At 56.3% G+C, this 20,164-nt stretch carries 22 protein-coding genes; 16 read left to right on the forward strand and 6 right to left on the reverse strand.

The annotated features are described in order from the left end of the window. Nucleotides 1–45: 45 nt before the first annotated feature. The gene (locus tag ACB496_RS02375; RefSeq protein ID WP_371974251.1) at nt 46–1,116 is read right to left on the reverse strand and encodes a YncE family protein; all 1,071 of its coding nucleotides are present in this window, start codon (nt 1,114–1,116) and stop codon (nt 46–48) included. A gap of 185 nt (nt 1,117–1,301) precedes the next feature. Beyond that, the gene (gene ppa, locus ACB496_RS02380) at nt 1,302–1,832 is read right to left on the reverse strand and encodes an inorganic diphosphatase (RefSeq protein ID WP_064324598.1); all 531 of its coding nucleotides are present in this window, start codon (nt 1,830–1,832) and stop codon (nt 1,302–1,304) included. Nucleotides 1,833–2,138: 306 nt separating this feature from the next. Here ppa and ytfQ point away from each other — a divergent pair, with 306 nt between their 5' ends. The 5 genes from ytfQ to ACB496_RS02405 all read left to right on the forward strand — a co-directional run bounded on the left by ytfQ (nt 2,139) and on the right by ACB496_RS02405 (nt 8,394). Next, entirely contained in the window at nt 2,139–3,095 is a 957-nt protein-coding gene (gene ytfQ, locus ACB496_RS02385) for a galactofuranose ABC transporter substrate-binding protein YtfQ (RefSeq protein ID WP_095284160.1), read from the forward strand. Nucleotides 3,096–3,205: 110 nt separating this feature from the next. Further along, nucleotides 3,206–4,708 carry a galactofuranose ABC transporter, ATP-binding protein YtfR gene (gene ytfR, locus ACB496_RS02390; protein WP_371974252.1) on the forward strand — a complete coding sequence of 501 codons (1,503 nt, stop codon included), beginning with the start codon at nt 3,206–3,208 and terminating at the stop codon, nt 4,706–4,708. 10 nt (nt 4,709–4,718) lie between these two features. Next, on the forward strand, nt 4,719–5,744 hold the full coding sequence (ytfT, locus tag ACB496_RS02395; protein ID WP_371974253.1) for a galactofuranose ABC transporter, ATP-binding protein YtfT: 1,026 nt from the start codon (nt 4,719–4,721) through the stop codon (nt 5,742–5,744). Next, nucleotides 5,731–6,732: a galactofuranose ABC transporter, permease protein YjfF gene (gene yjfF / locus ACB496_RS02400; protein WP_371974254.1), complete on the forward strand. Its 1,002-nt coding sequence runs from the start codon at nt 5,731–5,733 to the stop codon at nt 6,730–6,732. The genes ytfT and yjfF overlap by 14 nt, the downstream gene beginning before the upstream one ends. A gap of 93 nt (nt 6,733–6,825) precedes the next feature. After that, the gene (locus ACB496_RS02405; protein ID WP_102104470.1) at nt 6,826–8,394 is read left to right on the forward strand and encodes a methyl-accepting chemotaxis protein; all 1,569 of its coding nucleotides are present in this window, start codon (nt 6,826–6,828) and stop codon (nt 8,392–8,394) included. Nucleotides 8,395–8,428: 34 nt separating this feature from the next. Here the strand turns inward: ACB496_RS02405 and ACB496_RS02410 are convergent, their stop codons facing one another. Together ACB496_RS02410 and fbp are read right to left on the reverse strand one after the other, a co-directional pair. Then, complete coding sequence (locus ACB496_RS02410; RefSeq protein ID WP_100777842.1) at nt 8,429–8,722, reverse strand: LysR family transcriptional regulator; 294 nt, start codon at nt 8,720–8,722, stop codon at nt 8,429–8,431. A 148-nt stretch (nt 8,723–8,870) separates the two neighbouring features. Continuing rightward, nucleotides 8,871–9,869: a class 1 fructose-bisphosphatase gene (gene fbp / locus ACB496_RS02415; protein WP_100777841.1), complete on the reverse strand. Its 999-nt coding sequence runs from the start codon at nt 9,867–9,869 to the stop codon at nt 8,871–8,873. Between the two features lie 198 nt (nt 9,870–10,067). On the opposite strand from fbp, the gene mpl reads away from it, so the two are divergent. Further along, nucleotides 10,068–11,444: a UDP-N-acetylmuramate:L-alanyl-gamma-D-glutamyl-meso-diaminopimelate ligase gene (gene mpl / locus ACB496_RS02420; RefSeq protein ID WP_102104471.1), complete on the forward strand. Its 1,377-nt coding sequence runs from the start codon at nt 10,068–10,070 to the stop codon at nt 11,442–11,444. Nucleotides 11,445–11,507: 63 nt separating this feature from the next. Here the strand turns inward: mpl and yjgA are convergent, their stop codons facing one another. Further along, nucleotides 11,508–12,059 (reverse strand): ribosome biogenesis factor YjgA, encoded by a 552-nt coding sequence (yjgA, locus tag ACB496_RS02425; RefSeq protein ID WP_095280536.1) that lies wholly within the window; start codon nt 12,057–12,059, stop codon nt 11,508–11,510. Between the two features lie 94 nt (nt 12,060–12,153). On the opposite strand from yjgA, the gene pmbA reads away from it, so the two are divergent. Together pmbA and cybC are read left to right on the forward strand one after the other, a co-directional pair. Then, complete coding sequence (gene pmbA, locus ACB496_RS02430) at nt 12,154–13,506, forward strand: metalloprotease PmbA (protein ID WP_100777839.1); 1,353 nt, start codon at nt 12,154–12,156, stop codon at nt 13,504–13,506. Nucleotides 13,507–13,607: 101 nt separating this feature from the next. Beyond that, on the forward strand, nt 13,608–13,994 hold the full coding sequence (gene cybC, locus ACB496_RS02435) for a cytochrome b562 (RefSeq protein ID WP_371974255.1): 387 nt from the start codon (nt 13,608–13,610) through the stop codon (nt 13,992–13,994). Between the two features lie 69 nt (nt 13,995–14,063). On the opposite strand, the gene ACB496_RS02440 is transcribed toward cybC, so the two are convergent. Continuing rightward, nucleotides 14,064–14,219 (reverse strand): Hok/Gef family protein, encoded by a 156-nt coding sequence (locus ACB496_RS02440; RefSeq protein ID WP_100777837.1) that lies wholly within the window; start codon nt 14,217–14,219, stop codon nt 14,064–14,066. A 412-nt stretch (nt 14,220–14,631) separates the two neighbouring features. On the opposite strand from ACB496_RS02440, the gene ACB496_RS02445 reads away from it, so the two are divergent. The 8 genes from ACB496_RS02445 to dagF are packed head-to-tail and all read left to right on the forward strand — an operon-like array spanning nt 14,632 to nt 20,115. Next, nucleotides 14,632–14,970 carry a glycine dehydrogenase gene (locus tag ACB496_RS02445; RefSeq protein WP_100777836.1) on the forward strand — a complete coding sequence of 113 codons (339 nt, stop codon included), beginning with the start codon at nt 14,632–14,634 and terminating at the stop codon, nt 14,968–14,970. Between the two features lie 11 nt (nt 14,971–14,981). Then, on the forward strand, nt 14,982–15,344 hold the full coding sequence (locus ACB496_RS02450) for an SFCGS family glycine-rich protein (RefSeq protein WP_100777835.1): 363 nt from the start codon (nt 14,982–14,984) through the stop codon (nt 15,342–15,344). A 2-nt stretch (nt 15,345–15,346) separates the two neighbouring features. Beyond that, on the forward strand, nt 15,347–15,646 hold the full coding sequence (locus tag ACB496_RS02455; protein ID WP_100777834.1) for a DUF4312 family protein: 300 nt from the start codon (nt 15,347–15,349) through the stop codon (nt 15,644–15,646). A gap of 22 nt (nt 15,647–15,668) precedes the next feature. Beyond that, a complete protein-coding gene (locus ACB496_RS02460; protein WP_103947894.1) occupies nt 15,669–16,445 on the forward strand; it encodes a DUF4311 domain-containing protein in 777 nt (258 codons plus the stop codon). Between the two features lie 13 nt (nt 16,446–16,458). Beyond that, nucleotides 16,459–17,100, forward strand: a complete 642-nt coding sequence (locus ACB496_RS02465) for a DUF4310 family protein (RefSeq protein WP_095280544.1) — start codon at nt 16,459–16,461, stop codon at nt 17,098–17,100. A gap of 42 nt (nt 17,101–17,142) precedes the next feature. Continuing rightward, complete coding sequence (locus ACB496_RS02470) at nt 17,143–18,276, forward strand: amidohydrolase/deacetylase family metallohydrolase (RefSeq protein WP_371974256.1); 1,134 nt, start codon at nt 17,143–17,145, stop codon at nt 18,274–18,276. After that, nucleotides 18,260–19,378: a DgaE family pyridoxal phosphate-dependent ammonia lyase gene (locus ACB496_RS02475; RefSeq protein WP_100777832.1), complete on the forward strand. Its 1,119-nt coding sequence runs from the start codon at nt 18,260–18,262 to the stop codon at nt 19,376–19,378. Before ACB496_RS02470 ends, ACB496_RS02475 begins: the two co-directional genes overlap by 17 nt. Further along, nucleotides 19,375–20,115, forward strand: coding sequence for a 2-dehydro-3-deoxy-phosphogluconate aldolase (dagF, locus tag ACB496_RS02480; RefSeq protein WP_371974257.1), 741 nt, complete (start codon nt 19,375–19,377; stop codon nt 20,113–20,115). Before ACB496_RS02475 ends, dagF begins: the two co-directional genes overlap by 4 nt. The last annotated feature ends 49 nt before the right edge of the window (nt 20,116–20,164 follow it).

Below are 20,164 nucleotides of genomic sequence, written 5' to 3' on the forward strand. Positions count from 1 at the left end.
AAAAACACCCTGCGGTCTTACGCCGCAAGGTGTGGGGGGATGAAATCAGAGCTTATCGAGCGTGATTTTGATGACGTAATCCGGTTTCTCTTTTGCCACTTTCTCGTCTTGTTTAATGCTGGCGTACAGCACGTTACCGTCGGAGGAGAGGGCGAGGCTGTTCGGCATCGCGGTGGTCGCAATGCTGTTTTTCAGCTGGTACGTCTGGCTGTCGATAATGCTGATGAGTTTGGCGTTGCGGTGCGTGACGTAAACTTCGTGACGCTTTTCGTTATAGAGCACCGCCAGCGAGTTGGTGACGTCGATGTGCTGGAGCACCTTGCCGGTAGTGATATCCACCACCAGCACCTTCGGTAAATCCGGGTCGGTGAGGAAGGCGCGGTTGTTTTTGCTGTCGAGGGCGATATTCAGAAAGAAGTGTTTTTTCTCCGGTTCGACGCTGAACCGGCTGACGATGGTATCGCTTTGGGTATCTACAGCAATCAGCTCGTTGCGGCCATTCACCACGTACAGACGGTTTTTCTCCGCGTCCAGCGCCAGCCCGGTCGGGTACTCGCCCATATTGGTCAGCGTGTTGATGAGCTGACGCTTTTTCGTATCCACCACCCAGACGATGCCTTTCTCCACCACGCCGGTAACGTACAGGCGGTGATGCTGTTTATCGAGCACCATTTCGCGGGTGTGGGCGATATCTTTCGGGTTGCTGGTGTCGGCGAGCTGAATCACGGCCTGCTCTTTGCCGGTGCGCGTATCGATCAGGGTCACGGAGCCTTCGAGGGTATTGCCCACGTAAAGCGTCTGACTCTCTTCGTCCAGCACAGTTGCAAACGCGCGGCGCGTGGTTTCAATGACGCCCGTGCCGGTCAAATCTTCCAGGTTCAGCTTGTAGATTTTGCCGTTGGTTTTGTCTTTATCAAAAGAGGGGGCGCTGGCGGCAAACAGCACCTTTGCCTCTCCGTCGTAGGCCAGTTCGTAGACACCGTGGCCCACGGGCTGGGTGATAAAGTCTTTCTCTGGCAGGGTGGCCGAGTAACCAGACACGCTGGTCAGCATAAAAGCAGCAGTAACCGCGAGTGCGACGGAGGCTTTGAGGGTCTTCACATTGTGTAGGGTCATTGACGTTTATTCACATTTATTTACGAAGTGAAAATGATAATGATATCTACTCTCATTATCAATTGAGTTATGTGAACAACGGCTACCTTTTCTGGTAGGACAATAACCGGTTAATTGTTAAGGGGATATGGAATGACAGGCACAAAAAAGCCCCGACTCGCGGGGCTTAGCATTGGGCGTAAGAATTACTTCTTAGCAGCGCGTTCGAAGGATGCAACGATTTCAGCTTTCGCTGCTTCTGCGTTGTCCCAGCCGTCAACTTTAACCCATTTGCCTTTTTCGAGATCTTTGTAGTGCTCGAAGAAGTGAGTGATCTGCGCTTTCAGCAGTTCTGGCAGGTCGTTCACATCTTTAATGTGATCGTACTCTTTGCTCAGCTTAGTGTGCGGAACCGCAACCAGTTTCGCATCTTCACCGGCTTCGTCGGTCATTTTCAGAACGCCAACCGGACGGCAGCGAACCACAGAACCTGGGGCCAGTGGGTATGGCGTTGGGACCAGCACGTCTACCGGGTCACCGTCCAGAGACAGGGTGTGGTTGATGTAACCGTAGTTGCACGGGTAGAACATCGCAGTGGACATGAAACGGTCAACGAACAGCGCACCGGTGTCTTTGTCGATTTCGTATTTGATAGGATCTGCGTTGGCCGGGATTTCGATAACAACGTAGATGTCTTCCGGCAGTTCTTTACCCGCAGGGACGTTGAGTAAGCTCATGTGAGTGTCCTATATGTATGCTAAACAAGTGGCGAGTATTATAGCCAACTCGCGCCGAAAGTCTCCGCCTGTTTTCATTCTCATCCGCATCCTCGTGCCATTTTCAGACCCTTTCCATGACAGGAAAATCCATAAACTCAGCCGCATATTTAATGGGCGAATGAAAGCGATTACAAACTTGTGATTAACGTTTTATTCACTTTTCTGAAGTGTGATGTAACGCAATCCGTTACATCGCCCATTGGCTATAGTTTTTTCGCAGAACATCTTTTGACCAACAATAACCTGGGCTACGAGGGCATCATTATGTGGAAGCGCTTACTTCTTGTCACAGCAGTTTCGGCAGCCATGTCGTCTATGGCGATGGCCGCACCATTAACCGTCGGTTTTTCACAGGTTGGCTCGGAATCAGGCTGGCGAGCGGCGGAAACCAATGTCGCGAAAAGCGAAGCCCAAAAGCGCGGCATCACGCTGAAAATCGCCGATGGCCAGCAAAAACAGGAAAACCAGATCAAAGCGGTGCGCTCGTTTATCGCCCAGGGCGTAGACGCCATCTTCATCGCGCCGGTGGTGGCGACGGGCTGGGAACCGGTGCTGAAAGAAGCCAAAGACGCTGAAATCCCAGTATTCCTGCTCGACCGTTCCATTGATGTCAAAGACAAATCTCTCTATATGACCACCGTCACCGCCAACAACGTGCTCGAAGGGCAGCTGATTGGCGACTGGCTGATTAAGCAGGTGGATGGCAAGCCGTGTAACGTCGTCGAACTGCAAGGCACCGTCGGCGCGAGCGTGGCGATTGACCGTAAGAAAGGCTTTGCGGAAGCCATCGCCAAAGCGCCAAACATCAAAATCATCCGTTCTCAGTCCGGTGACTTTACCCGCAGTAAAGGTAAAGAGGTTATGGAGAGCTTCATCAAAGCGGAAAACAACGGCAAAAACATCTGCATGGTTTACGCCCATAACGACGACATGGTGATCGGTGCGATTCAGGCGATCAAAGAAGCGGGCCTGAAGCCGGGCAAAGATATTCTCACCGGCTCTATCGACGGCGTACCGGATATCTACAAAGCAATGATCGACGGCGAAGCGAATGCCAGCGTCGAGCTGACGCCAAACATGGCTGGTCCGGCGTTTGATGCCCTTGAGAAATTCAAGAAAGACGGCACCAAACCTGAACAGCTGACCATCACCAAATCGACCCTCTATCTGCCAGATACGGCGAAAGAAGAGTTAGAGAAGAAGAAAAACATGGGCTACTAAGCCTTTAAACCAGGAAAAAAGCCGGGTGGCGCTGCGCTTGCCCGGCCTACAGTACACGATTTTGTAGGCCGGATAAGCGTAGCGCCATCCAGCTTGATGCAGGGGGAACCATGACCGTTGAACAACACCAGGAAATCCTCCGAACCGAAGGATTAAGCAAATTCTTCCCCGGCGTGAAAGCGCTGGATAACGTCGATTTCAGCCTGCGACGCGGTGAGATTTTGGCACTGCTCGGGGAAAACGGCGCCGGGAAATCGACGCTGATCAAGGCCTTAACCGGGGTGTATCACGCCGATCGCGGCAGCATCTGGCTGGAAGGCAACGCCATTTCACCGAAAAATACCGCTCACGCCCAGCAGCTGGGCATCGGGACCGTATACCAGGAAGTGAACCTGCTGCCGAACATGTCGGTGGCGGATAATCTGTTTATTGGCCGTGAGCCGCGTCGGTTTGGTCTGCTGCGCCGAAAAGAGATGGAGGCGCGTGCCACCCGGCTGATGGAATCCTACGGTTTCTCCCTCGACGTACGCGAGCCGCTGAACCGCTTTTCCGTAGCGATGCAGCAGATTGTCGCTATTTGCCGGGCCATCGATCTCTCTGCCAAAGTGCTGATCCTCGATGAACCCACCGCCAGCCTCGATACTCAGGAAGTGGAAATGCTCTTCACCCTGATGCGCCAGCTGCGCGATCAGGGCGTCAGCCTGATCTTCGTCACCCACTTCCTCGATCAGGTCTATCAGGTCAGCGATCGTATTACGGTTCTGCGCAACGGCAGTTTTGTCGGCTGCCGCGACACCCGCGAGCTGCCGCAGATCGAACTGGTCAAAATGATGCTGGGTCGCGAGCTGGACACCCATGCGCTGCAGCGCGCAGGCCGCACATTGCTGAGCGACAAACCCGTCGCCGCCTTCAAAGATTTCGGCAAAAAAGGGACCATCACGCCGTTCGACCTGGAAGTGCGTCCCGGCGAAATTGTCGGTCTGGCGGGCCTGCTGGGGTCCGGTCGCACCGAAACCGCCGAGGTGATCTTCGGCATCAAGCCCGCCGACAGCGGCAGCGCGATGATCAAAGGCAAACCGCAAACCCTGCGATCGCCGCATCAGGCCTCGTGCCTGGGGATCGGTTTTTGCCCGGAAGACCGGAAAACCGACGGCATCATTGCCGCTGCTTCAGTGCGCGAAAATATCGTCCTGGCGCTACAGGCGCAGCGCGGCTGGCTACGGCCCATTCCGAAGCGCGAGCAGATCGCCATCGCTGAACGCTTTATCCGCCAGCTGGGTATTCGCACCCCCAGTCCTGAACAGCCGATTGAGTTTCTCTCCGGCGGCAATCAGCAAAAAGTGTTGCTCTCCCGCTGGCTGCTGACCAAACCGCAGTTCCTGATCCTCGATGAGCCGACGCGCGGTATCGACGTTGGCGCGCACGCGGAAATTATTCGCCTGATCGAAACGCTTTGCGCCGACGGTCTGGCGCTGCTGGTTATCTCATCCGAGCTTGAGGAGCTGGTGGGGTATGCCGATCGCGTGATTATCATGCGCGATCGCAAGCAGGTGGCAGAGATCCCGCTGGATGAACTCTCCGTTCCGGCGATCATGAATGCCATCGCGGCATAAGGAGTCAATCGTGATGTCCCGTTCTCTTCCGAAGCCTGGCGAGTCCAGGCGCCGCTTCAGCTGGCCAACCGGCACGCCGCAAATTGTGGCGCTGCTGCTGGTGCTGGTGGTGGACAGCCTCGTTGCGCCGCACTTTTTCCAGATCATTTTGCAGGATGGGCGGCTGTTCGGTAGCCCCATCGATATCCTAAACCGCGCGGCACCGGTGGCGCTGCTGGCGATCGGTATGACGCTGGTGATTGCCACCGGCGGCATTGATCTCTCTGTGGGGGCGACCATGGCTATCGCCGGCGCGACTGCCGCCTCGATGACGGTCGCCGGGCACAGTCTGCCTGTGGTGATTTTAGCGGCGCTGGGCACCGGGGTGCTGGCGGGGCTATGGAACGGGATCCTCGTTTCGCTTCTCAAAATTCAGCCGTTCGTCGCGACCTTAATTCTGATGGTGGCCGGGCGCGGCGTGGCGCAGCTGATTACCTCCGGGCAGATCGTCACCTTTGACTCACCGTCGCTGGCGTGGATCGGCAGCGGCAAGCTGCTGCTGTTCCCGACGCCGGTGATCATTGCCCTCGTCACGCTGATCGTATTCTGGCTGTTTACCCGCAAAACGGCGCTGGGGATGTTTATCGAAGCGGTCGGGATCAACATTCGCGCCGCGAAAAATGCGGGCGTCAGCACCCGTTTGGTAGTGATGCTGACCTATGTGCTGAGCGGTGTCTGCGCGGCGATTGCCGGGATCATCGTCGCCGCCGATATTCGCGGTGCCGATGCCAACAACGCCGGGCTGTGGCTGGAGCTGGACGCCATTCTGGCGGTGGTGATTGGCGGCGGATCGCTGATGGGTGGGCGCTTTAACCTGCTGCTGTCGGTGATTGGCGCGCTGATTATCCAGGGGATGAACACTGGCATTCTGCTTTCGGGCTTCCAGCCGGAGCTGAATCAGGTGGTGAAAGCGGTGGTTGTGCTCTGCGTGCTGATTGTTCAGTCGTCGCGCTTTATTAGCATCATCAAGGGGATTCGCGGCCATGATAAAACGTAATTTACCGCTCATGATCACGCTGGGGGTCTTCGTGCTGGGCTATCTCTACTGCCTGACGCAATTCCCCGGTTTCGCCTCCACGCGCGTGATTTGCAACATTCTGACGGATAACGCCTTTCTCGGGATCATCGCCGTCGGCATGACCTTCGTGATCCTCTCTGGCGGGATCGATCTCTCCGTCGGCTCGGTGATCGCTTTTACCGGCGTATTCCTTGCCAAAGCGATCGGTTTCTGGGGGATCTCGCCGCTGCTGGCCTTCCCGCTGGTGCTGGTGATGGGCTGCGCGTTTGGCGCGTTCATGGGACTGCTGATCGATGCCCTGAAGATCCCGGCGTTTATCATTACCCTCGCCGGAATGTTCTTCCTGCGCGGCGTGAGTTATCTGGTGTCGGAAGAGTCGATCCCGATTAACCACCCGATCTACGACACGCTCTCAAGCCTGGCGTGGAAAATCCCCGGCGGCGGGCGTCTGAGCGCGATGGGCCTGCTGATGTTAGGCGTGGTGGTGATTGGCATTTTCCTCGCCCATCGCACCCGTTTTGGTAACCAGGTGTACGCCATCGGCGGCAGCGCGACCTCGGCGAATCTGATGGGGATCTCCACCCGCAGCACGACCATTCGCATCTATATGCTCTCGACGGGGCTGGCGACGCTGGCGGGGATTGTCTTCTCCATCTACACCCAGGCGGGCTACGCGCTGGCGGGCGTGGGCGTAGAGCTGGATGCGATTGCATCGGTGGTGATTGGCGGCACGCTGTTGAGTGGCGGCGTGGGGACAGTGCTTGGGACACTGTTTGGCGTGGCGATCCAGGGGCTTATTCAGACCTACATCAACTTCGACGGCACGCTGAGCTCCTGGTGGACCAAAATCGCGATTGGCATTTTGTTGTTCATCTTTATCACGCTGCAGCGAGGCCTGACGGTGCTGTGGGAAAACCGCCTCAGCTCGCCTGTGACGCGCGTTAGCACCACACCGCTCAACAGATAACACCCTGAATTTGCTTAAAGTGTAAACTTTTTCCGGTAGCGGTCGATAACCTTTATTTCTGTCCAGAAATATCTCGCTACCGGAAATAACATCATGCTGAAAACGCTATCGATTCGTACCGGCTTGCTTTCGTTACTGGCCGTTATGACCCTTCTGCTGCTGATTGTCAGCGGCATTGGCATTTATGCCCTCACACAGAGTTCCTCTTCTTTACAGCGCATCAATCACCTTCAGGGTGAACAGATGGTGCAGCTCAACGCGGGTTACACGCTGATTTTGCGTGCGCGCAATGAGGCGGGTCAGGCCGTTCGGCTGATGGAGATCGGCATGCTGGATGATGCCGCCAAATCCGTGCAGAACATCAATCGCGAAGTTGCCCAGGCGCAAAAAACGCTGAAAGGGGTGATCGACGGCGGCATTGATAATCCGAAAGGGCAGCAACTGCTGGATAAGGTGGCGGCGAGTTTTGCCACCTATAACGCCGAAGGGATCACCCCGATGGTGGCTGCCCTTAACCAGCAAAGCGCCGATGCCTATTACGATCTGCTGGAGAACAAGCTGATTCCGGTCGCGCGCCAGTTTGATAACGATATGCAGGCGTTCCAGTCGTGGAGCGAAAAGCGCGGGAAATCGGAAGTGAAAGCGGTGCAGTCGAGCAAAAACCGGGTGATGCTGCTGATCGTGATCGCCGCTCTGCTGACTGCCGGGATCATCGTGCTGGCGTGGTTGTCCCTGCGCCATATGCTGCTCAAGCCGCTTCTGGCTTCTATCGCCCAGCTTGAACATGTGGCGGCGGGCGATCTGACTCACAGCCTGAACGCGCCGACCAGCCAGGAGTTTAACCGCCTGAATGCGGCTATCGAAGAGATGCGCCAGTCGCTGATGGGCTCCGTCATGCGCGTGCGTGATGCCAGCTCGCAGATTGATACGGGCAGTCGGGAACTGACGGCGGGTAACCTGGATCTGGCCCAGCGCACGGAATCCACGGCAACCTCCCTTGAGCAAACGGCGGCCAGCATGGAAGAGATCACCGCTACCGTGAAGCAAAACGCCGATAACGCCGAGCAGGCGCATCAGCTGGCGAAACGCGTCTCGGATACCGCCGATCACGGCAGCGAAATGGTGTGCTATGTGATTGAAAAAATGCGTGATATCTCAGGCAGCTCTGCGCGCATCGCCGACATTCTGAGTGTGATTGACGGCATCGCCTTCCAGACCAACATTCTGGCGCTCAACGCCTCGGTGGAAGCGGCGCGTGCGGGCGAGCAGGGGCGTGGGTTTGCGGTGGTGGCCGGGGAAGTGCGTAATCTTGCCAGCCGAAGCGCCGATGCGGCGAAAGAGATCCGCACCCTCATCAGCGATTCGCAGACTCACGTCAGCGAAGGGAGCGAGCTGGCGCAACAGGCCGGTGAGACGATGGATGAGATTGCAACGGAAGTGCTGCGCATGACCAAACTGATGCGAGAGATCGCCAACGCGTCGCTTGAGCAGAGTCGAGGTATTGAGCAGGTGAATATTGCAGTCAATCAAATGGATGAGACAGCGCAGCAAAATGCCGCGCTGGTACAACAATCTTCCGCCGCGACGCGTTCCCTTGAAGAGCAGTCGCGCGAACTGATTGAAGCGATGTCATCGTTTAAACTGTCGGCGCAAACGGCCTGATAATAATAAACCCTGGCGTATAACGCGTCAGGGTTTATGCTTCCGCAGTATTCACCGCGCCAATATTTTCATGAATATCAGCCATTAAATTTTCCAGCGAATTTGTCAATTCTAACGCTTTTGGCGTTGGCTCAAGATATAAGCCTTTACGAATAAATAATGGCTCGTCAAAAAGCTGATTAAAACGCTTCAACGCCAGGCTGACGGCGGGGCGGGACATCTCAAGGCGCACAGAGGCTTTCGCCATGCTGCCGCATCGGACAATCTCAATAAAAACGGGAATGAGGTTTAAATCAATACCGGTGTTTGCACGAGAATAATTTTGCATCGCGACGGGCGCTCCTCTGAATAAATAGTTAACTGTTCAGAATAATGCGCGAGAGGGCGGGAAGATTAAAGCGCCATTTTTATATTCATTTATACGGTAAAATATATAAATGGAAAAAGGGGGAGCAACGCTCCCCATGTTAAAAACGTTATGCGTCCGGGTATTCGCGGATCAGACGCTCAACGTCTTCGACCATATGATCGTTGCCAACAAAGAACGAGCGGCGCTGATGCAGGCTTTCCGGGATGATATCCAGAATGCGCTCTTTACCGTCGCTCGCCTTGCCGCCGGCCTGTTCGGCCAGGAACGCCATTGGGTTGCATTCGTACAGCAGGCGCAGTTTCCCTTCCGGGTGGCTGGCGGTGCTTGGGTAGAGATAGATGCCGCCTTTCAGCAGGTTGCGGTGGAAATCCGCCACCAGAGAGCCGATGTAGCGCGAGGTGTATGGGCGCTGGGTTAACTTATCTTCTTCCTGGCAGAACTTGATGTATTTCTTCACGCCGTTCGGGAATTTGATGTAGTTACCTTCGTTGATGGAGTAGGTGCTGCCACTCGCAGGGTAACGCATACGCTCCTGGCACAGGCAGAACACGCCTAGTGACGGATCGTATGTAAAGGCGTGAACGCCGCAGCCGGTGGTGTAAACCAGCATGGTGGAAGAGCCGTAAACCACATACCCGGCCGCGACCTGCTTGCTGCCCGGCTGGAGGAAATCTTCTTCGGTGACCGGCGTACCGACCGGGGTCACGCGGCGATAGATAGAGAAAATCGTGCCGACAGAAACGTTAACGTCGATGTTTGAGGAGCCATCCAGCGGGTCCATCAGAACGACATATTTAGCATGCTCGCAGCCTTCGAAAACAACGATTTCATCTTCTTCTTCGGAGGCGATCCCTGCGACGATGTCGCGTGCGCGCAGTGCCGCTTTCAGTTTTTCATTCGCGAACAGATCGAGCTTCTGCTGAACCTCGCCCTGCACGTTTTCGGCACCGCTGGCACCCAGGATATCGACCAGACCGGCCTTGTTGATATCGCGGTGGATGATCTTCGCGCCGAGCTTTATTGCCGACAGCAAAGCAGTGAGCTCACCGGTAGCATGAGAGAACTCGTGCTGCTTTTCGACAATAAATTCACCTAACGTTTTCATAACACTTTCCCTGCATCGTATGTGAGTAAAGCGATCGTATGTTGCGTATAAAGCCTGAAGTCCAACAATCTTAACAAACATTCAAATATTAGCGCAGAGGTGAATCGCGCCAGCAAAATACGGATTTACCTGAAATGCGTTTCTCTGGCGCTGACATGTGAGTAAAATGTGCGCCACACAGAAGAGGGATAGTGACGTATGCGCATTCATATATTGGGGATTTGTGGCACATTCATGGGCGGACTGGCGATGCTGGCGCGCTCTTTAGGCCATGAGGTGACAGGTTCGGACGCCAATGTGTATCCGCCGATGAGCACGTTGCTTGAGAAGCAGGGTATCGACCTGATTTCAGGATATGACGCCAGTCAGCTCGATTCTGAGCCAGACCTGGTGATTATCGGCAACGCCATGACCCGTGGTAATCCGTGTGTGGAAGCGGTGCTGGAACGCAACATTCCATTCATGTCCGGCCCTGAGTGGCTGCATGATTTCGTGCTGCGCGATCGCTGGGTGCTGGCCGTTGCCGGTACGCACGGCAAAACCACCACCGCCGGTATGGCGACCTGGATCTTAGAGGCTTGCGGCTACAAGCCGGGCTTTGTGATCGGCGGCGTACCGGGGAATTTCGACGTCTCCGCGCGTCTGGGCGACAGCCCGTTTTTTGTGATTGAAGCGGACGAATACGACTGCGCGTTCTTTGATAAGCGTTCCAAATTCGTGCATTACTGCCCGCGCACGCTGATCCTCAACAACCTTGAGTTCGATCACGCGGATATCTTTGACGATCTGAAAGCCATTCAGAAACAGTTCCACCACCTGGTGCGTATCGTGCCGGGGCAGGGCCGCATCATCTACCCGGAAAACGACATCAATCTGAAACAGACGATGGCGATGGGCTGCTGGAGCGAGCAGGAGCTGGTGGGCGAGCAGGGCCACTGGCAGGCGAAAAAGCTGACCACCGACGCCTCCGAATGGGAAGTGCTGCTGGACGGTGAGAAAGTGGGTGAAGTGAAGTGGGAGCTGGTCGGCGAACACAACATGCATAACGGTTTGATGGCGATTGCCGCCGCCCGTCACGTAGGCGTGCTGCCTGCCGACGCCGCGAATGCGCTCAATTCGTTCATCAATGCCCGTCGTCGTCTCGAACTGCGCGGCGAAGCCAACGGCGTGACCGTGTATGACGATTTCGCCCATCACCCCACGGCGATCCTCGCTACGCTGGCTGCCCTGCGCGGCAAAGTGGGCGGTACGGCGCGTATTCTGGCGGTGCTGGAACCTCGCTCGAACACCATGAAAATGGGGATCTGCAAAGACGATCTCGCGCCGTCGTTAGGCCGTGCGGATGAAGTCTTCCTGCTGCAACCGCAGCATATTCCGTGGCAGGTCGCGGAAGTTGCTGAAGCCTGTGTGCAGCCTGCACACTGGCATGCGGACGTAGACACGCTGGCCGATATGATCGTGAAAACGGCACAGCCGGGCGATCACATTCTGGTGATGAGTAACGGCGGTTTTGGTGGGATACATCAGAAACTGCTGGATGGTCTGGCGAAGAAAGCAGAAGCGGTAGAGCAGTAGAGTAACCGCTGTCCGGCCTACGGAGACGTAGGCCGGATAAGTGCAGCGTTATCCGGCAAAAATTTAACCTTCGTTCTCAGCCAGCTCGCGCAGATACTGGAAAATCAGGCGCGCAGATTTCGGCGGCTTATTCCCTTCTTTCTCTTTCTTCGCGTTACGGATAAGCGAACGTAACTGCTGACGGTCGGCGTCCGGCCACAGGTTCAACACTTCTGCGACCGCGTCGTCGCCATTGTCGACCAGGCGGTCGCGGATCTGTTCCAGCTTATGGAACAGCGCAACCTGCTGGTTGTGGCGGTTCTTCAGCTTGTCCAGCGCCTGGCGAATCGGTTCTACATCGCGCTGGCGCAGCATTTTACCGATCAGCTGCAGCTGACGGCGACGGCCTTCTTTTTTGATTCGTTGGGCCAGTTCAATGGCTCCGCGCAGATCCGGGTCGAGCGGGAGTTTATCCAGCGCGTTTTTACCCAGCTCTACCATTTCCGCACCAAGTTGCTTTAACTCTTCGGCGTCGCGTTTAATTTCACTTTTACTGACCCAGATGATTTCATCATCTTCGTCTTCGATGTCATCACCGGGAACGTCGTCGAGCCAGTCTTCGGGCTGCTTAGTCATGTCAGGCTCCTTAAAAAAGAGGCTAATGTTACCAGTTAAGACGCGCACTGAAAAACGGTTCTCTGTTAGACTTCAGATAACTCCCTCTTACAGTATGGCATTTGCGATGAAAGTAACCTCACAAGTTGAAGCGCAGCGTAAGATTCTTGAAGAAGCGGTATCCACCGCACTGATGCTGGCATCAGGCCAATCCGATGGCGCCGAAGTGGCGGTCAGCAAGACCACGGGCATTAGCGTCAGCACCCGCTTTGGCGAAGTGGAAAACGTTGAATTTAACAGTGACGGCGCGCTGGGGATTACGGTTTATCACCAGAATCGCAAAGGCAGCGCCTCTTCGACGGATTTAAGCCCGGATGCGATCGCCCGCACCGTGCAGGCGGCGCTGGATATTGCGCGCTATACCTCGCCGGACCCTTACGCAGGCGTGGCGGATAAAGAGCTGCTGGCGTTTGACGCGCCGGATCTCGACCTGTTCCATCCGGCTGAAGTGACGCCGGACGAAGCCATCGAGTTCGCTGCCCGCGCCGAGCAAGCCTCTCTGAAAGCAGATAAACGCATCACGAATACCGAAGGCGGCAGCTTCAACAGCCACTACGGCATCAAAGTTTTCGGCAACAGCCACGGCATGCTGCAGGGCTACTGCTCGACGCGCCATTCGCTCTCCAGCTGCGTGATTGCAGAAGAAAACGGTGACATGGAGCGTGATTACGCCTACACCATTGGCCGCGCGATGGGCGATTTGCAGTCGCCGGAGTGGGTCGGCGAAGAGTGCGCAAAACGCACCCTTTCCCGTTTGTCGCCGCGCAAACTCTCCACCATGAAAGCGCCCGTGATTTTTGCCAATGAAGTGGCAACCGGCCTCTTTGGTCATCTGGTTGGTGCGATTGCAGGTGGCGCGGTGTATCGCAAATCCACCTTCCTGCTCGACGCGCTCGGCACGCAAATCCTGCCAGAATGGCTCACCATCGAAGAGCATCCGCACCTGCTGAAAGGGCTGGCGTCCACGCCGTTCGACAGCGAAGGCGTGCGCACGGAGCGTCGCGATATCATCAAAGACGGCGTGCTGACGCAGTGGCTGCTGACCAACTACTCTGCGCGCAAGCTGGGGCTGAAAAGCACCGGTCACGCGGGCGGTATCCACAACTGGCGCATCGAAGGCCAGGGTCTGAGTTTTGAACAGATGCTGAAGCAGATGGGCACCGGTCTGGTGGTCACCGAGCTGATGGGCCAGGGTGTGAGCGGTATTACCGGGGACTACTCGCGCGGTGCGGCGGGGTTCTGGGTTGAAAACGGTGAAATTCAGTATCCGGTGAGTGAAATTACCATCGCCGGCAACTTAAAAGATATGTGGCGCAATATTGTTACGGTCGGTAACGATATTGAAACGCGCAGCAATATACAGTGTGGTTCAGTGCTGTTGCCGGAGATGAAAATCGCCGGTCAGTAATACCCGTCCTGTTTCGGGCAGCAGGTGCGTTGAGTGCGCGCGTGCCTGCACCTTGAATGCGGCAGGTATGACTTTTTTCATAATAAAAAAGGATGTGAGCAATGTATAAGAGCCTGTTAGCCGTCGTCGTCGCTTCAACGCTGGTCATGAGTTCGGCTGCCTTCTCCGCCGATCTTGAAGACAATATGGATACCCTCAGCACCAATCTGAAAGTGGTGCAAAAAACGGATAATGCGACGGAAATGAAAGACGCATTAACCAAAATGCGCGCCGCCGCGCTCGATGCGCAAAAAGCGACGCCGCCGAAGCTGGAAAACGCAGCTCCCGACAGCGCCGAGATGAAAGATTTCCGCCACGGTTTTGACGTGCTGGTCGGCCAGATCGACAGTGCGCTGAAGCTGGCCAATGAAGGTAAAGTCAAAGAGGCACAGGCCGCGGCTGACGGCTTTGTCACCACCCGCAATGAGTACCACAAAAAGTATCGTTAATTGGGTGCCTGAGCGGTACGCCCATCCTCGTGAAGCGGAGGCATAATCCCTGCCTCCGCATTTAGCTCCTTACTTCCAGGAGCGGCAGTCCATCCGCGCAACTAACTCTAGCGAACCCTGACGAAAGCGGATTTCGCAAAGCGTTTTGCGGTTTATCAGAGATAAGATGATTATTGTCAAAGCAACAATCATCAGAGCCCTGATAATCGGTTTCTGCTGCTTCATGGATGCCTCCTTGGCAGCGGGTAAGGCATTACTTCACGTGGTAAGACGTGTTGTTCCAGCCCCGACCCTGATTTAAATTCAGATAGGGGCTTTCCACTTTCCGTCCCATGCATGAGACGGTCAGTCTCAAGCACCCACGCGCACTTTACCGAATCCCCATAAGAAAACCTTATCCAGTTCACATTTCTACGAGCCTGCTCGTAAACTTTTTCGTTCTCTTTCCTGCCGTTTGACCACCGAATAGCGTGACATTCATCACGCAAATCCAGCTGATAATTCATATTCGCCGCAATTATGTGGCACAGATCACTGGTGCCGCTCTCCTTTCCACTTCGAAGTGGAAAACAACTCGCTACAAACAAATAACCGCCAGCGTTAGTTTTATTCCAGAGCCATTAACGGGGTAAGACGAGTGATTAACGGAGCGGTAATGAACGACGTTGGGGAACAGGCAGCGCAGACGGCACAGCTCGCCGACACCATGCTGGAGCAGGTATTCACTCTGCTTCGCCATCACAACATCATTCCCAATGACGTCCAGGTTCAGATGCTGACGTCCCACGTTCGCGCAATGGCGCACCGGTCCGTGACCGGCGAACCGCTGCCGGACGTAGAAGCTGACCTGTTTGACGAAATTTCTGCAGATTCAATGCGGCTTGCCCGCGAAGTGGTCGCGCAGTTTGGCAACCTTCCTGATGAAGAAGCCTGGCTGCTCTCCGTTCACTTCGAAGTCGCGAAAGACAACCTTTAAGGAGCACTACCATGGAACAAATTACTGTTGTGATTGGCGATCGTCTGGGCAAAGGCCAGAAAGTGGCTATCGGCGTTGAAAAAGCAGGCGGACGTGCGGTTGTCGTGCCAGGCGTGGCGGCAGACATGAAACTGGGCGACGTTATGAAAGCGGAAAACGCCACTTTCGGCATCTCTTTCTGCGGCAGCGGCGGCGCGGGTGCAATCACCGCACAGACCAAATATGGCTACAAAGCGAAATACGGCATGCGTTCAGTGGAAGAGGGCGTCACTGCCATTAACGAAGGCTGCAACGTGCTGGGCTTCGGCTTTATGGATAAAGAAGAGCTGGGCGAGCGTCTGGTTCAGGCGTGGCAGAAGAAGCACGGCGCCTGAACATGAAAGAGCAATTCACCACCACGGTGAGAGTGAAAGGCAAAGGCGAGATGAAATCCCGCGCCTTTGCCGACGCACTAAACCACGTTCAGGCCGCGGTGATGAAAGCATCGCCGCATATCTTACTGCGTATTGAGCCACAGGATGTGCAGGTTGTTCAGGCGCAAGAAGCGGTGCGTAAGGAAGCTTTTCTGTACTTCTTTTTGCGCCGGGAAAGACGCACCTACAGCGTGGAGCTGGATGTGACCGTCAACGTGACCGCCATCAATCTCGACAAGGTGGACTTTGTCACGCAACGCTGATTCTTACTAATAGGGCAGACTAATGTTCCTGATAATTTTAATAAAATCGCTCATCATCGGCGGCCTGGTTGGCGTCGGCGTGGGCGCCGGGGCTGCACGCATGTTTCATGCGCCTACCACACAGGGTATGGGCGCGTTTCGTACGTTGGGGGAACTGAACTCCTGTGAAGGGGACCCTGCGTCTCACTTCTCCTTTGGTCTGGGGTTCTTCTTTAACGCCTGGGCATCGTCAGTGGCTGCGGGGGCATTCACTCAAGACGTTGACCATCGCATCATCCCGAACTGGGGTGCGGCGGCGCTGATGCTGAAAAACCGCAACGTGGGCGAAACACTGCACGACCCACGCAAAATGGCGATTGCCTGCGGCATCATCGGCATGTTCGTGGTCACCTTCCTTAACCTCACCGCCTCGTCCGTTCCGGCTGCCCTGCAGGTCACCGCCGTGAAGGTGCTGGTTCCGGCAGCGAACCTGCTGGTGAACACCGTGATGCCTGTGATTTTCTGGCTGGCGGCTATCGATGCGGGCAAAAAATCGGGCTTCTGGGCGACCGTGTTTGGCGGCGCAGCGCAGCTGATTATGGGGAACGCCGTACCGGGTCTGGTGCTGGGCATTCTGATCGGTAAGGGCGTTGAAGAGAGCGGCTGGAACCACGTCACCAAAGTGATGATGGTCGCCATCGTGCTGCTGTTCGTTCTGAGCGGCTTCTTCCGCGGCTTCGACATGAAGATGATCGAATCCTTCCATCTGACCGTGCCGAACTGGCTCGAACTAATCCACAGCTCGCTCAGCGGCAAATAACAGGAGCCTCGACATGGAACAGAATAAAGGTTTTTGGTATGCCGACTGGTCGTTCCCGATCTTCGTTGGCCTGCTCTCTTCCGGCGTCTTCGCCGGGACGCACATGTACTACCTGTACGGCATCGGCGCGTTTAACGAAGTGGCTTTCGTGGCGATGCTGAAAGCGGGTATCGACACCGGTGTTTACGGTGCGGTCGCCGCGTTCGGCGCAAGCTTCCTGTTCGCCCGTATCATCGAAGGCTCCCTGGTGGGGATCCTGGATATCGGCGGTGCAATTCAGACCGGCGTGGGCCTCGGCGTTCCGGCGCTGCTGCTGGGCGCGGGGATCATGTTCCCGGTGACCAACTTTATCGCCTCGCTGGCGACCGGCCTGGTGATTGGTCTGGCGATTGGTTACGTGATCATTCTGGCGCGTAAATTCACCATCAATCAGAGCAACTCCACCTACGGGGCTGACGTGATGATGGGCGCGGGTAACGCCTCTGGCCGCTTCCTCGGGCCGTTGATTATTCTCAGCGCCATGACCGCCTCTATTCCGATTGGTATCGGTTCGCTGGTCGGCGCGCTGCTGTTTTACCTCTGGCAGAAGCCGATTACCGGCGGCGCGATCCTCGGCGCCATGATTTTAGGTTCGCTGTTCCCGGTGGCCCTTTAACTCCCACGGGCGCTCACGCGCCCGTCCTTTCAGGAGATACGCATGTTTGATTTACTCCTGCGCCGTGCGCGCCTGACCGACGATACCCTGACCGATATCGCTATCCAGGACGGTAAAATCGCAGCGCTGGGCGAGATTTCCACTCCCGCACACAAAACCGTCGAGCTGAATGGCGAAGTCTTCGTCAGCGCTGGCTGGATTGACTCCCACGTTCACTGCTATCCAAATTCCCCGATCTACCACGATGAGCCAGACAGCGTTGGCATCGCCACGGGCGTGACCTCGGTGGTGGACGCGGGCAGTACCGGCGCAGATGACGTGGACGACTTCTACGAAATTACCCGCAAAGCCTCAACGGAGGTTTTCGCCCTGCTGAACATCTCCCGCGTGGGGCTGATCGCCCAGAACGAACTGGCGAACATGGCCAATATCGACGCCGATGCGGTGAAACAGGCCGTTGCACGCCACCCGGATTTCATCGTCGGCCTGAAAGCGCGCATGAGCAGCAGTGTGGTCGGCGAAAACGGCATCACGCCGCTGGAGCGCGCGAAAGCGATTCAGAAAGAGAACGGCGATCTGCCGCTGATGGTCCACATCGGTAACAATCCGCCGAATCTCGACGAGATTGCCGAACTGCTCAGTTCCGGCGACATCATCACCCACTGCTATAACGGCAAACCGAACCGCATTCTGACGCCAGAGGGCGAACTGCGCGCCTCCATCACCCGTGCGCTCAAGCGCGGCGTGCGACTGGACGTGGGCCACGGTACCGCAAGCTTTAGCTTTGAAGTGGCGAAACGCGCCATCGCGATGGGCATTCTGCCGCACACCATCAGCTCGGACATTTACTGCCGCAACCGTATTAATGGGCCGGTGGGCAGCCTGGCGAGCGTGATGTCGAAATTCCTCGCAATCGGCATGTCGCTTCCGCAGGTGATCGAGTGCGTCACCGCGAACGCCGCCGATGGCCTGCGTCTGGCCCATAAAGGCCGAATTCAGCCGGGTCTGGATGCCGATCTGACGCTGTTCACCGTTAAACGCCAGCCCACGCTGCTGGTGGATGCGGAAAACGACAGTCTGCAGGCTGAACATATTCTGGTGCCGCTTGCCGCGATCCGCGCGGGCAAGGGCTATATGGCCGAACAAGGGAGTACGGAAAATGCCTTCGATTTATGAGAAATACAATTTAAAACAGGTGATTAACACCTCAGGCCGCATGACCGCGCTGGGCGTGTCGACGCCGCGCCCGGAAGTGGTGCAGGCGGCGATGGACGGCATGAACCAGTACTTCGAAATGAAAGATCTGGTGAATAAAACCGGGGAGTACATCGCGAAGCTGCTGGACGTGGAAGGGGCGACGGTGGTCTCGTGCGCGTCAGCAGGAATTGCCCAATCCGTGGCTGCGGTGCTGGTCAAGGACAGCGACTGGCTGCTGGAAAACCTGCACGTTACGCCGATTGAGAACAACGAAATCGTGCTGCCGAAAGGCCACAACGTCAACTTTGGCGCACCGGTCGGCACCATGGTTGCGCTCGGCGGCGGTAAACTGGTGGAAGCCGGTTACGCCAACGAGTGCTCCGCCGATCAGCTGGCGGCGGCGATCACTCCGCGCACGGCGGCGATTCTCTACATCAAATCGCACCACTGCGTGCAGAAAAGCATGCTCAGCGTTGAGCAGGCCGCGGTGGTCGCGCGAAAACACGATCTGCCGCTGATCGTCGATGCGGCGGCCGAAGAAGATCTTCATACCTACTATCGTTCCGGCGCGGATCTGGTGATCTACAGCGGCGCGAAAGCGATCGAAGGGCCAACCAGCGGCCTGGTGATTGGCAAAACCCAGTACGTAGAGTGGGTCAAACGCCAGACCGCGGGTATTGGCCGCGCGATGAAAGTGGGCAAAGAGGGGATTCTGGGCCTGACCTGCGCCATCGAACATTATCTGACGGCGACCAAAGAGAGCGGGGCAGAGATGGTGGCGAAGATGACGCCCTTTATCGATGCGCTGAATACGCTCAATGGCGTCACGGCCCGCGTGGTATGGGACAGTGCTGGCCGCGATATCGCTCGTACCGAAATTAAATTCGATGAAGCCACCACCGGCGTGGGCACCGGCGAGCTGGTCAGTCAGCTCAAGCAGGGCGAATACGCGATCTATTTCCGTGGCTACAAGGCCAACGAAGGGATTATCGAAGCGGATGTGCGCAGCGTCAGCGCCGATCAGCTGAACATTGTTTATCGCCGCATCCGCGAAGTCTTAAGCCAGGAGAAACAAGCATGAAACTGACCCCCAATTTTTATCGTGACCGCGTGTGCCTGAACGTGCTGGCCGGTTCCAAAGCCAACGCCAGCGCGATCTATGAAGCCGCAGAAGGCCATGTACTGGTGGGCGTGCTTTCCAAAAACTATCCTGATGTGGCGACTGCCGTCGCTGATATGCGCGAGTATGCAGCGCTGATCGACAACGCTCTCTCCGTCGGACTCGGGGCGGGCGATCCGAACCAGTCGGCGATGGTCAGCGAAATCTCTCGCCAGGTGCAGCCGCAGCACATCAACCAGGTGTTCACCGGTGTGGCGACCAGCCGCGCACTGCTGGGGCAGAATGCGTCGGTGGTTAACGGTCTGGTCTCGCCAACGGGAACCGTCGGAATGGTCAAAATCTCCACCGGCCCCCTGAGCAGCGCGGCACCGGACGGTATCGTCCCGGTTGAGACGGCGATTGCCCTGCTGAAAGATTTCGGCGGCAGCTCCATCAAATACTTCCCGATGGGCGGCCTGAAATGCCGTGACGAATACCAGGCCGTTGCCGAAGCCTGTGCCCGCCACGATTTCTGGCTGGAGCCAACCGGCGGTATCGATCTGGAAAACTTTGAGGAGATCCTGCAGATCGCCCTCGATGCAGGAGTGAGCAAAATCATTCCGCATATTTATAGCTCGATTATCGACAAAGCCAGCGGCGATACCCGTCCTGAGGACGTGCGCACGCTGCTGGAAATGACGAAGAAGTTGGTCAAGTAGTTCTCGCCGCGCCTGAACCCTCTCCCTTCGGAGAGGGTCGGGTGAGGGC

Origin of the sequence: Lelliottia nimipressuralis, from assembly GCF_041464075.1 — a bacterium.
In the GTDB taxonomy this organism is placed as follows: domain Bacteria; phylum Pseudomonadota; class Gammaproteobacteria; order Enterobacterales; family Enterobacteriaceae; genus Enterobacter; species Enterobacter nimipressuralis.